This is a genomic window from uncultured Pelagimonas sp. (assembly GCF_947498515.1).
Lineage (GTDB): Bacteria > Pseudomonadota > Alphaproteobacteria > Rhodobacterales > Rhodobacteraceae > Pelagimonas.
In genome coordinates, this window is the sequence record NZ_CANMKO010000004.1 from 1 (window position 1) to 12,917 (window position 12,917).

The 12,917-nt window shown below is 54.6% G+C and carries 11 protein-coding genes; 6 read left to right on the forward strand and 5 right to left on the reverse strand.

Features of this window, described 5'->3' with window-relative positions; genetic code table 11:
- Nucleotides 1–120 precede the first annotated feature (120 nt).
- The 6 genes from Q1A43_RS08845 (at nucleotide 121) to Q1A43_RS08870 (ending at nucleotide 7,046) form a co-directional block, all read left to right on the forward strand.
- Nucleotides 121–804 carry an adenylate kinase gene (locus tag Q1A43_RS08845; RefSeq protein WP_299924119.1) on the forward strand — a complete coding sequence of 228 codons (684 nt, stop codon included), beginning with the start codon at nucleotides 121–123 and terminating at the stop codon, nucleotides 802–804.
- Nucleotides 805–890: 86 nt separating this feature from the next.
- Entirely contained in the window at nucleotides 891–1,178 is a 288-nt protein-coding gene (locus tag Q1A43_RS08850) for a DUF4212 domain-containing protein (RefSeq protein WP_299923651.1), read from the forward strand.
- Nucleotides 1,179–1,183: 5 nt separating this feature from the next.
- On the forward strand, nucleotides 1,184–2,968 hold the full coding sequence (locus tag Q1A43_RS08855) for a sodium:solute symporter family protein (RefSeq protein WP_299923654.1): 1,785 nt from the start codon (nucleotides 1,184–1,186) through the stop codon (nucleotides 2,966–2,968).
- Between the two features lie 220 nt (nucleotides 2,969–3,188).
- Entirely contained in the window at nucleotides 3,189–5,012 is a 1,824-nt protein-coding gene (locus Q1A43_RS08860; RefSeq protein ID WP_299934244.1) for a DUF294 nucleotidyltransferase-like domain-containing protein, read from the forward strand.
- A 122-nt stretch (nucleotides 5,013–5,134) separates the two neighbouring features.
- A complete protein-coding gene (locus Q1A43_RS08865) occupies nucleotides 5,135–5,635 on the forward strand; it encodes a hypothetical protein (protein WP_299934246.1) in 501 nt (166 codons plus the stop codon).
- Between the two features lies 1 nt (nucleotide 5,636).
- On the forward strand, nucleotides 5,637–7,046 hold the full coding sequence (locus Q1A43_RS08870; RefSeq protein ID WP_299934248.1) for an exonuclease domain-containing protein: 1,410 nt from the start codon (nucleotides 5,637–5,639) through the stop codon (nucleotides 7,044–7,046).
- Nucleotides 7,047–7,121: 75 nt separating this feature from the next.
- Here the strand turns inward: Q1A43_RS08870 and Q1A43_RS08875 are convergent, their stop codons facing one another.
- The 5 genes from Q1A43_RS08875 to Q1A43_RS08895 all read right to left on the reverse strand — a co-directional run bounded on the left by Q1A43_RS08875 (nucleotide 7,122) and on the right by Q1A43_RS08895 (nucleotide 12,718).
- Nucleotides 7,122–7,883, reverse strand: coding sequence for an SDR family NAD(P)-dependent oxidoreductase (locus Q1A43_RS08875; RefSeq protein ID WP_299923665.1), 762 nt, complete (start codon nucleotides 7,881–7,883; stop codon nucleotides 7,122–7,124).
- Between the two features lie 135 nt (nucleotides 7,884–8,018).
- Nucleotides 8,019–8,849 (reverse strand): MaoC family dehydratase N-terminal domain-containing protein, encoded by an 831-nt coding sequence (locus Q1A43_RS08880; protein WP_299934250.1) that lies wholly within the window; start codon nucleotides 8,847–8,849, stop codon nucleotides 8,019–8,021.
- A gap of 203 nt (nucleotides 8,850–9,052) precedes the next feature.
- Entirely contained in the window at nucleotides 9,053–9,658 is a 606-nt protein-coding gene (locus tag Q1A43_RS08885; RefSeq protein WP_299934252.1) for a carboxymuconolactone decarboxylase family protein, read from the reverse strand.
- Nucleotides 9,659–9,725: 67 nt separating this feature from the next.
- Complete coding sequence (locus tag Q1A43_RS08890) at nucleotides 9,726–9,959, reverse strand: hypothetical protein (protein ID WP_299923674.1); 234 nt, start codon at nucleotides 9,957–9,959, stop codon at nucleotides 9,726–9,728.
- Between the two features lie 221 nt (nucleotides 9,960–10,180).
- Nucleotides 10,181–12,718 (reverse strand): ATP-binding protein, encoded by a 2,538-nt coding sequence (locus tag Q1A43_RS08895; RefSeq protein WP_299934254.1) that lies wholly within the window; start codon nucleotides 12,716–12,718, stop codon nucleotides 10,181–10,183.
- Between the last annotated feature and the right edge of the window lie 199 nt (nucleotides 12,719–12,917).

Consider the following 12,917-nt stretch of genomic DNA (forward strand, 5'->3'; position numbering starts at 1 on the left):
ATCCTGCGCAAAATCGCCGAAAACGACTACGGTAGCCTTGGCGACACATCAACACTCGCAGATCCAAGCGTGGTGGAAGAGCTTGTCGACAACCGTATGAACCGGGAGAGCTGAGCCATGATGGATGGAAGCACCACTCTCGCAGCCCCAGTTCTGATCCTGCTTGGCCCCCCCGGGGCCGGCAAAGGCACCCAAGCGCGGATGCTGGAAGAAGAATTTGGTTTTGTTCAGCTTTCGACCGGTGATTTGCTACGGGCCGCCGTTGCCGCCGGAACCGACGCCGGCAAACGCGCCAAGGCGGTTATGGAAGCGGGCGAATTGGTGAGCGATGACATCGTCATTGCGATCCTGCGCGACCGTTTGAACGATACCGATTGTGCCAAAGGTGTCATCCTTGATGGCTTCCCGCGCACAACGGTTCAGGCCGAAGCTTTGGACCGCCTTCTGGAGGATTCAGGTCAGCGCATCAACGCAGCGATCAGCCTTGAGGTTGATGACGCCGCCATGGTGACCCGGATTTCCGGGCGCTACACCTGTGGTGGTTGTGGCGAAGGGTATCACGACACCTTTAAACAGCCAAAATCGACCGGTGTTTGCGACAATTGCGGTGGCACGGAGATGAAACGCCGCGCCGACGACAATGCCGAAACCGTGGCCAGCCGCCTTGAGGCCTACCACGCGCAAACCGCACCGTTGATTGATTACTACAACGGTCATGGCGCGCTCAAGAAAGTTGCCGCCATGGGCGACATCACTGAAATCGCGTCCGAAATGGGCGCAATTGTTCGGGGTGCTGTTGCGTAAGCAATTGCGCCCTGGCGCCCCTTGGGACGGGGGGCGCAGCCACGCTTGTCTTTTGGACAAGCACAAGGAGGAAGAGGAGGACCCGCATGACGGATCACACATCTCAAGACGCGAAAGCCGCCGAAAAGTCCGATCAGGGCTATTGGGCCGCCAACGTGCGCATCATTCTGGTTAGCCTGGTTATCTGGGCTGTCGTTAGCTTTGGCTTCGGCATTTTGCTACGCCCAATGCTCAGCGGCATTAGCGTTGGCGGAACAGACCTAGGTTTCTGGTTTGCCCAACAGGGTTCAATCATCGTCTTTTTGGGCCTGATCTTTTTCTACGCCTGGCGGATGAACAAGCTCGACCGTGAATACGGCGTCGAAGAGGAATAAGCGCAATGGATCAGTTTACCATCAACCTGCTGTTTGTTGGCGCGTCTTTTGCGCTCTACATCGGCATCGCGATCTGGGCCCGTGCGGGTTCCACATCCGAATTCTACGCTGCGGGTCGCGGCGTTCACCCGGTCACCAACGGTATGGCGACAGCGGCTGACTGGATGTCAGCGGCCTCGTTCATTTCGATGGCCGGTCTTATCGCGTTCACCGGCTACGACAACTCCTCGTTCTTGATGGGTTGGACAGGCGGCTACGTTCTTCTGGCTCTGTTGCTTGCGCCTTACCTGCGTAAGTTCGGCAAGTTCACCGTGTCCGAATTCATCGGCGATCGTTTCTACAGCCCAACCGCGCGTGTTGTTGCGGTTATCTGTCTGATCGTTGCGTCAACAACCTATGTTATCGGTCAGATGACCGGTGTTGGTGTTGCCTTTGGTCGCTTCTTGGAAGTGTCCAACACCACTGGTCTGTTGATCGGTGCCTGTGTGGTTTTCGCCTACGCTGTTTTCGGCGGCATGAAGGGTGTGACGTACACTCAGGTTGCTCAGTACGTTGTTCTGATCATGGCCTACACCATCCCAGCGATCTTTATCTCGCTGCAGCTGACAGGTAACCCTGTTCCTGCTCTGGGTCTGTTTGGTGATCACGCTGCATCGGGTACTCCACTGCTAACCACGCTTGACCAAATCGTTTCCGAGCTTGGCTTCAATGAGTACACAGCCCACCACGCTGACACGTTCAACATGGTTCTGTTCACTCTGTCGCTGATGATCGGTACCGCGGGTCTGCCCCACGTGATCATGCGTTTCTTCACCGTTCCTAAAGTTGCCGACGCACGTTGGTCTGCTGGTTGGGCGCTGGTGTTCATCGCGCTGCTGTACCTCACCGCCCCTGCGGTTGGTGCCATGGCACGTCTGAACATCACTGAGCTGATGTGGCCAAATGGCACGTCTGGTGATCCGGTTTCGGTCGAAATGATCGAAGACGAAGCCCAGTACGACTGGATGGCGACTTGGCAGAAAACTGGCCTCTTGGGCTGGGAAGACAAGAACGGCGACGGTAAAATCGCTTACTTCAACGAAAAAGACGCCGACACAGTTGCCAAAATGGAAGCTGCTGGTTGGGGTTCTGAAAACGAGCTGACCAAGTTCAACCGCGATATCCTGGTTCTTGCGAACCCTGAAATTGCGAACCTACCTTCTTGGGTTATTGGTCTGGTTGCTGCTGGTGGTCTTGCCGCTGCTCTGTCAACCGCTGCGGGCCTGTTGCTGGCGATCTCTTCTGCGGTTTCGCATGACTTGATCAAAGGTTCGATCAACCCGAACATCTCGGAAAAAGGTGAATTGCTCTCCGCTCGTATCGCCATGGCCGTTGCCATCGCCGTTGCGACATGGCTAGGTCTGAACCCTCCGGGCTTCGCTGCTCAAACCGTGGCCCTTGCCTTCGGTCTGGCCGCTGCGTCGATCTTCCCTGCGCTGATGATGGGCATCTTTACCAAGGTGAACAACAAAGGTGCGGTTGCTGGTATGTTGGCTGGTCTGGGTATCACCCTGCTGTACATCTTCCTGCACAAAGGTTGGTTCTTCGTTCCAGGTACAAACAGCTTCACCGACGCAGACCCACTCTTGGGTACAATCAAATCGACATCCTTCGGTGCGGTTGGCGCAATGGTGAACTTCTGTGTGGCCTTCACTGTGTCTAAGTTCTCCGCGCCTATTCCAAAGGAAATCGAAGAGCTGGTCGAAAGCGTCCGCGTACCACGTGGTGCTGGCGAAGCTGTGGACCACTAATCAATGATTGCCCAGCTGTCTCCCATTCAGCCGGGCAACTCATGACCCAGACGGGGCACCCATTCGGTGCCCCGTTTTTATTGACGGGGGTCGAAGCCCTTAAACTTTCGGCAAAAAATTCCCGCGAGACCGATGAAACCTTGCTCCAAATCAAGGCCCGGACTTGCAATTCAGCGTTTAGTTTTCCCAACATATGCCCCAGTAAAAAAGAGCCTTTCCAATGCCTCTAGACACCGCAGCCCTTGCCCGATTTCTGAGTGCCGTGCATCCCTATGATGCGCTGTCAGAAGAGGCGCTGACCGCGCTCTTGCCCCGCTTTGAGTCGCGCCTCTATTTTGCAGGCGATGAGATATACAGCCTTGGGTGTGACCTAGAGGGCCTGTACCTTATTCACGAAGGACAGGTCGAAATTCGCGACGAAAACGATGTGCCTGTGTCCTTGTTGGGGCGTCGGAACTCATTTGGTGAACGCGGATTGCTGCGCGATGGCCAATCAGTGACCTCGGCCCGCGCGATCGAAGATTGCCTATTGGTTATTCTGCCCCGTGATGCGTTTCACGCGCTGCTTGACCAAGAGGACGCCGCTCGCAGATTCTTTGATCGCAAGCGGGCTGCAAAACCACAAAAGGCCGATCTAGCGACTAGCCGGGTTGAAACCCTGATGGCCCCTGCCCCGCTTACCTGCCCACCACAAACCACCGTCAAAGAAGCCGCGCAGATCATGCATTCGCGCCATATTTCTTCGGTCTGTATTCTGGAAGGCACCGAACTGCTCGGCATTGCAACAATTCGCGACCTATCGGGCAAAGTTGTTGGCGGTGCCCTGCCCTTTGACACGCCGATAAAGGACATCATGACACCGGACCCCGTGACCCTCTCGCCGTCTGACATTGGATCTGACGTGCTCCACATGATGATGGAACGCCGGATCGGGCATGTACCCGTCACCGAAGCGGGCAAACTTGTTGGAATTGTCACACAAACCGATCTAACCCGGTTTCAAGCGGTCAGCTCCGCCGAACTGGTTTCGGAAATCGCCCACGCCCATACCGCCGAGGCCATGGCCGAGGTCACAGCCCGCATTCCGCAACTGCTGTTGCAGCTTGTCGCCGGTGGCAATCGCCACGAGGTTGTCACCCGCCTGATCACCGACATTGCCGATACAGCAACGCGTCGATTGTTGGCACTGGCCGAAGAACAATTCGGCCCCCCTCCCGTGCCCTACCTGTGGCTCGCCTGCGGCAGTCAGGGTCGCCAAGAGCAAACCGGTGTTTCGGATCAGGACAATTGCCTTTTGATCGACGACGCTGTGACAGACGACCAAATGCCCTATTTTGCCAAGATGGCCGAATTTGTCTGTGCCGGTCTTGATACCTGTGGCTATGTGTTCTGTCCGGGCGATATGATGGCGACCAATCCGCGTTGGTGCCAACCGGTGCGCGTGTGGCGCGACTATTTCCGCAGCTGGATCAACAAACCGTCACCCGAGGCCCAGATGCTGGCCTCGGTGATGTTTGACCTACGTCCGATTGGCGGCACCGTTGGATTGTTTGCGGACTTGCAAGAAACGACCTTGGAAGCGGCCTCCAAGAACTCGATCTTTGTGGCACATATGCTGTCCAACTCGCTCAAGCACACCCCGCCTCTTGGGTTGCTGCGCGGTTTTGCGACCATTCGGTCGGGCGAACACAAAAACCAGCTTGATCTCAAACACAACGGCGTTGTGCCAGTGGTGGATTTGGGGCGGATTTATGCGCTTCAAGGGAAGTTGGCCGAAGCCAATACCCGCGCACGCCTAGAGGGCGCGATGGCCGCAGGTGTGCTAAGCCAGACCGGCGGACAGGACCTGTTGGATGCCTATGATCTGATCGCCGAAACACGTCTGGAGCATCAGGCCGAACAAGTCAAATCAGGGCAAGCTCCTGACAATTATCTGGCCCCGGCGGATTTATCTGATTTTGAGCGAAGCCATTTGCGCGACGCCTTTGTGGTGGTGAAGTCACTGCAATCTGCCGTAGGACATGGGAAGGGAATGCTCGGGTGAGGTCAGCCACAGACGGCGACCAAATTCCATGCATGGAATTTGCAAAACTCTTGCAAGAGTTTTGATGGCGCACCCGGCGAGGGAGAAAACAAAACACCGGAAATCGGTGTTGGGGAGGTTGAATGTTTCTAGAACTGATCGCGGTCTTTATCGCAGGGTTCGCTGGGGCCGGTGCAATGATGTTGCTCGGCAAAATTTCGGGTGGCCGCCTGCCCAAATGGCTGGTTCCGGTTGGTGCAGGTGCCGCGATGCTGATCGCCGGTATTTCCAGCGAATATAGCTGGTTTAGCCGCACATCTGGCAACCTGCCCGAAGGCATCGAAATCGCGGAAACCGGCGAAAGCAAAGCCCTTTGGCGCCCTTGGACCTATGTGTTTCCGATGACCAACCGATTTGTCGCGGTCGATACGGGCAACATGCAAGCCAATAGCGACACCGACGGTTTGTACCTTGTCGACCTGTACTTCTTTGGTCGTTGGCGCGCCGTTCAGGTCGTCGAAGTTATGGTTGATTGCATCGGACATCGGCGTGCTGATCCGGTCCTTGGTGATGGCTCCGATCCGCTTTGGCGCGACGTCGGACCACAAGATTCCGTCGTCAAAACAGTCTGCAAGGAGGGATGACATGTTTACCAAACTAAGCCTGCGTTTACGCGTTTTTCTGTTCTTTTGCCTGATCGCACTGGGTGGCACGGGCTTGGTTCTGGTATCGCTTTGGATTGGTCATTCCCGCGTGGCCTCGACCTCGGTCACCGATGGGTTTGTCTTTGCCGGCATCATCTCCATCTTAGGTACCGTAGGGCTGACCGCCGGGATTTGGCTGTTGTTTGATGAAAATGTCGCCAAACCTATTGAAAAGCTGGCTTCCGAAATGCGCACTCGTGCCCACGCTGGTGTTGGAAGCGATGTAGATACCAATGCCGCGCGTTACTTGGGTGATTTGGCCCCAGCAGCTAGCGCGGTGACAACCGCCTTGTCCGACACCGCACTTTCGACTGCGCAAAAAGTCGCCGCAGAGACCGAACGGTTGGCCGCCGAAAAGGCCCGGCTCACCGCCCTGCTCACCGAAATTCCCGTGGCGATGATCTTGGTAAATGCCAACAATCAGATCGTTCTGTATGACGGCCAAGCCGCTGAAGTCTTGTCACAAATCGGCGTCCCGCGTTTGAATGCACCCATTTCAGAATACTTCGATCTGGCCAGCCTGACATCCGCACAAAACAAACTCAATAAAACCGGAATGGAAGTGACCTTTTCTGCCAAAGGGGCCCATGACAGGCTTAGCTTTGACACCCGGATGAAGCCCATGGATGGTGGCGGTTACATGCTGATGATTGACGCCGAACACGTCAATATCGCCCCCGATGCCGCCCGCCCTCTTGTCTATGATTTCGATCTGATGGAACGTGGAGAAGAGGATTTGGGCGACCAAACCAAACTGCGTGACCTGACCTTTGCGGTCTTTGACACCGAGACCACCGGTTTGTTGCCACACAAAGACGACATCGTGCAAATCGGTGCCGTTCGGGTTGTGAATAGCCGGATTGTCGACGGGGAACGGATCGATCAATTTGTGGATCCGGGCCGCCCAATTCCACCCGCTTCAACCAAGGTGCACCATGTCACTGACGCTATGGTCGCTGGTGCTCCCGATATCGGTGTCGCCGGGGCGCAATTTCACCGCTTTGCCAACAAATCGGTCATCGTCGCCCATAACGCCCCGTTCGATATGGCTTTTTTGCATCGCGACAAAACCCGCATGGGCGTCGAATGGGATCATCCAATCCTCGATACAGTCCTGCTGTCTGCTGTTTTGTTTGGGGCCTCGCAAACCCACACTTTGGATGCGCTCTGTGATCGACTGGATGTGACCATACCGCCTGAGTTGCGCCACACAGCCCTCGGCGATGCCCAAGCGACCGCCGAAGTTCTGGTGCGCATGCTGCCTATGCTTGAGGCGCGCGGATTGACGACCTTTGGCGAGGTTGTCGAAGAAACACGGCGGCATGGTCGGTTGCTCGAAGATCTGAATTAACCATCTCGCGCCCGGTTGTGGGACGGTGGGTGGGGCGATGCTCGCCGCGCGAGCAAGCGACGCCCCGTCCCAAGATCAACGTTGAGGGAGACGAACTGCCCCATCAAGGCGAATGGTTGTGCCATTCAAATAGGCATTTTCGCAGATTTGACAGACCATCTGAGCATATTCTGCCGGGTCACCCAAACGGTGCGGGAATGGAATATTCGCAACGATCCCCGCAGTCACATCATCGGGCAAGCCTTCCATCATTGGTGTCCCGAACAAGCCCGGCGCAATCGCCATCACCCGCACACCTTGTTTTGCCATTTCCCGCGCTGCAGGCAGGCACATGGCCGCTATCGCGCCCTTTGATGCGGAATAGGCTGATTGGCCAAATTGACCATCTTGATAGGCAATCGAAGCTGTGTTGATCACAACGCCGCGCTCTCCGGTCTCCAACGCGTCCTGATCCATCATCGCGCGCGCCGCATAGGACATTACGTTGAACGTCCCGATCAAGTTGACCCGGATCGTGCGTTCAAATGCGTCGATCGAAAGCGCCCCTTCGCGCCCAACAATCCGTTTGGCCGGGGCAATACCGGCACAGTTGACGGCAATCCGCGGCTTGCCCAATTCTGCAAACACCGTGTCAAAGGCCGCCGCAACCGAGGCCTCATCGCCGACATCAGTTTTGATTGCAATACCGCCAATCTCGGCGGCCATTTGCGCTCCGCCTTCGGCATCGAAATCAAGGATGGCAACCTTGGCCCCTTTAGCTGCCAACCGTTTTGCAGTCGCGGCCCCCAAACCACTGGCCCCACCTGTAACAACCGCAATCTGACCCGTGATATCCATAGCGCCCTCCATTCGCACTGCATGTCAAAGGCCAAACGAAGCGCCCGAACGGCGTCAAAATGACCTAGTTTTGTTTTGAATGACCAAAACCAACCGACCAGTCAATGCCGACACCGCTAACAATTGAACAAATGTTCAGAAAAACGCCTGCGCCCGCATCGCCAAAGCGCCATCAGCCCGTTTTGCCCATAATTCGTAACCGTCATCACACTGACGTCCTTCGATATGAAACGGCGCATTTCCCGAAATCGGGGCCACTCCGCGAAACTCGTAGCGGTTCGGCGGACGACCCGCTTGCCGCGTGGCCAAGTCAACCAAAAGCGTGGCGGTCAAAGGTCCGTGAAAAACCAATCCGTCATAGCCTTCGACGTCTCGGGCGTAATCAACATCATAGTGAATACGATGCCCATTGAACATCAAAGCCGAGTAGCGGAACAATAGGACCGGATCAGGCTGAACCAATTCTGAAAATGCGGCACTTTCCGGTGCTTTTGCCGGGGCCGGGACAGGTTGATTTGGATCGGGATCTTCGCGATAGACGATATCATGATCTTCGATCACCGCAGCCTGACCGTGTTGAGACAAAGTGTGGCGCACCGTTACAAAACACAACGGTCCACTCCGGCCTGTTTTCTCTTCCAATCTCACGATGGAGGAGCGTTTTTCAACCGCAGACCCAAATCGCAATGACTGAAGAAACTCAAACCGCCCCCCGGCCCACATTCGACGCGGTAAAGCCACAGGGGGCAGAAACCCACCCTTTTTAGGATGGCCGTCCCGCCCCAATTCACGAGGAGGCAACGCGTCGAGAAAATATAACCAATGCCAAAGCGGTGGCAGAGTATCCCCCTCTTGAAAGACCAGGCTCTGTCCCAAGGTGGCCGCCATCAAATCGGCCGGGCCACAACGCAAGTGGTCATGACGCGTTTCGGTTTTGCCAATCCATTTGGTGAAATCTATTGTCATTCTGGCCTCCGCTGCCCCTCCGGTGTGTTTTACACAGTCGGTGTAGCACAGCTAAATGGCGGAGAAACGGGACGAACTCATCAATTTGCTTGGCCCTGTTCGCTGGCAACCAAAACGCGATAAAGCGCGTTTATGGATGGGCCAGAACGGCAACTTGGCCAATTTATCATACTTGGCCAAGACTACCGCAGAGCATCGGGCGGCTAGTCCGAGTGCTTAAATTTGTGAAAACTGCGCGCGGCCGTCTCAAAAACCGCCTCGCTGCTTAGGCCGGAAATGCGCTCTTGCACTGCGTCATCAAGGGGCAACCCCCATGTTTTGATCATACATCCAAGAATAACATACATCCCATGAATGGCGATCACATCCATGATTTGAGCGGTATCGAAGTGGGTTTCTAACTTGGCCAAGGTAGGTTGAGAAATCTGGTGCGTTTGGATCAAGTCATCAACTGCGCAGAGCAACGCCGCATCTGGTGTCGCCCATTCTGGCCCGATCGAACGGTCCAAGACAGCTTCAATTTCGATCAAGCTCAATCCACAGCGCAAGGCTCGATCAACATGAGAACCCCATTCATACCATGCACTCAAATGGACTGCGACACGTAGGATAACCAACTCGCCAGAGCGGGGACCCAAGCTGCCACCATTGACGGAATGATTGCGGAAACTCCACCACGCTTTGAGCAAGGCAGGGTTATGCGCCATCAGCTTATGCACATTAATTGGAGCGCCTTGCATGTCGTCCGCAATAGGCGTCAAACATGGGTCCCAGTCGCTCACGTTCTTTGTGCTGATACTTTGGCCCATCTTCATCCCCTATCCGCGACTTTTCGTGGATATGCATAGAGGACCAGAAAATGGAAAGCCCTAAAGCTTACTTTTCCAAAGCCCGAGAAATCCTTTCAAGTTGCTGCGACATGAGCATCAAATGTGTGACTTGCCCTCCGGAAACCTCTCCGGCCAAGGAAATCGCCGAGCTCTCAATCAACCTTGCCGCTTCCTTTAGATTGAAAGCAATGTCTGACACTTCAGGAATGGTCACGGTTTCCCCCGCTTTTTTTTCTCTGGTATTCAGGGGTCCGAAAACCTCTGGTGCATCTCTTCTCATTTGTGTGTCCCGTTATATATTCCTGTAGAAACACGGATTTTCCCTGAAACAGGTTCGTTACAGAATCCTGTTCATCGTCTCTCAACCTCAAGACTATCTATCAATAGTTTACACTTTCAAGATGAAATACACTTTTAACGTGTATTTTTAGAAAACTGTTCAATGATCTTTCGTGTTGGTCGGGAAACTTGTTTGTGCTCAAAAAAAATCCCCAGACGAGATCAGGGTTTCCGCAACACTTTCTCAATTGCCCCAAGCAGATCGCGTTTTTGGACCGGTTTCATCAGGCGAATGTCTTCCGGCTTCAGGCCATTACCATGAACGGTGGCTTCGCTTGCATATCCAGACATGAAAACAACCCGCAAACCTGGCCAAGTTTCGCGGAGTTCTCTGACGAGAGTTGTCCCCTGCAACCGACCAGGCATGACAATGTCGGTCAAAAGCAAATCAAAGGCCGGGTCATTTTCGAAAACGACCTTGGCGTGATCGCCACTTGAAACAGCAGTCACGTCATAGCCCGCATTTTCTAGGATCAAAACGAGAATTTCCCGAACATCTTTTTGGTCTTCTACCAAAAGAATTCTGGCCCCGGAGGTGATAGCTTTTTCAGGGCTATCACTGTTTGACGCATCGCTGAGCGCTTGGGCTTCTCCTATTGGAAAATAGAGCTTGAACGTGGTGCCGATGCCGGGTTCGGAATAAACGCGAACCGTCCCCCCTGTTTGGTGCATAAAACCCAAAACCATCGAAAGCCCAAGGCCGGACCCGGCCCCCGGGGCCTTGGTCGTGTAAAAGGGCTCAAATATAAAATCCAACATTTTGGGACTAATCCCAGTCCCGGTATCCGAAACGGACAGCACAACATACTGCCCAGGTACGAGGTTTTCTCCGCGTGAGTCGATAAAGCCGTCGTCAATTCGGACGTTCACCGTTTCAAGCGTGAGCTGACCGCCGTTGGGCATGGCGTCCCGCGCGTTTAGGATCAGGTTAAGCAAGGCGCTTTCAGTAGACGCCTGATCTGCTAAAACGAGTCCCAAGTCGGTCTGCAACGACGTTTCGACCGTTATATTGGCCGGCAAGGTACGCCCAGCCCAGTTTTTTGTTTCCCGAACAATCGCATTAAGATCAATCGCTTGAGGCTCTAGCCGGGCCCGCCGGGCGAAGGACAACATCTTGCGGGTCAAATCGGCCCCACGCATGGCAGCCGCAATGCCAGCCCCAATCATTTGACGGTGATCCTGATCGACAACCTCATCGCGCAACAATTCCAAATTGCCAACGATGACCGCCAAGAGGTTATTGAAATCATGTGCTACGCCGCCGGTTAGCTGCCCAATGCTTTCCATTTTCTGCGCTTGCATGGCCAAGGCGCTTTGCTCTTTGAGTTGTTGCTCCGCATCGACCTCTGCTGTGACATCAAAGATAATGCTGTCAGTTCGATAGTGGTCATCGCCGACCCGGACCGAATTGCCGTGGTAGTCAATCCATTTTGTGTCGCCGAACTTGTCGGTGACCTTCAGGCGGCGGGTCATCGGCGTCAGGCTAAGCGTGGCCATCCGTAGATCTTCACGCATCTTCTCGCGTTCGCTTTCGTCCAAAGAATCCAATAAAAGGTTGGTCTCTGTAAGGACTTCTTCAGACGTGTATCCCCAAATATCAACGACGTGATCGCTCGCATAAACCGTTCGCGGCGGCTGCCCTTTGTTCAATTCGGCGCTCACTATAGCCCCCGGCAACCCAGCGGCAATTGAGGCCAATCTCTGTTCCGCCTCAAGCTTGCGATCTTCGGAGCGTTTGTAGTCAGTCAAATCAACTTGAATGCCAACGGCGCGAACAAACCCGCCGTCTTTGTCGCGGTCGGTCACCCAATTGGCCCGAAAATAGCGTACGCTTCCGTCCGGCATCACACCGCGAAACTCAATCTGATCTGTGTCGCTGCCGTCCCGAGCAACTTCCGAAATTGTGTCCAACACGTGTTTTTGATCGTTGGAGTGGACGCGGGCCATCCAGCTTTCAACCGGGACGTCGCCAGCGCGCCCTCGCAGCTCAAAAAGACGCATCATGCCATCGTCGAAAATCACGTTTTTGTTTTCAGCCCGGTATTCAAACACCCCCATGCGCCCCGATTGCGTCGCCATCCTCAAACGCCGTCCCAACTCGGCGGCCGACCGCTCTGTTCGGTTGACCTGACTTGAAACCGCAACAACGATTGCGGTCGCCAAAATTGATAAACCGCCCAAAACCAAACATGATATCAGCTCTCGTATGGTCTCCTTGGCCCCACCCAAGAGCGCGTTGGCGGCCCATATTATGATATGGAGCACAATAAGAGCCCCGATGGCCGGAACGACCACCCTGCGGTCAAAGCCCTGCTCTTTGCCGGGTGGCGTGTAAATTCTGATCACCGCGCCCAATGCCGCAATCGAAAAGTAAAGTGGCAGCGCCATTGTTAAATCAGTTTCATGTCCCAGCATGCCTACCGCCAGCCCGGCAAGGGAGGCAAGCAAGACGCCAACCCAACCTGCCAAATAGCCGGCAAAAAGCAATGGTCCCGCGCCACCATCCAAATGGACAATGTCGCCGGTCAGCGGGACAGAATTGGTGGAGATCAAGACAAACACAAAACCAAACACCGCCGCAATCAGCGCCCGCGACAGTCTGGGTTTGTCTTTCAATTTGTCTGATGCGCGGATCACATAAAGCCCGACGCCACACAACAGTAGGAAGGTGATGTTTTGTATGATCTGTAAAAACACCATCCCCGTGACCTTTCTGCTTTGATCACAGGCTAGCGCAAAAAGCGGCCTTCGCGAAACAAATCAACTCTCTGGACGGTGTTGCTCATGCGAAAATGGCCAAAAGAGATTGAGCGATTCTACCCAAATCTGAGCCCCAAAGGTGGAAAACATCCACAGCGCGAAAACAAAGATGCACGCAAAAGTAACCTTACTAGTCTTT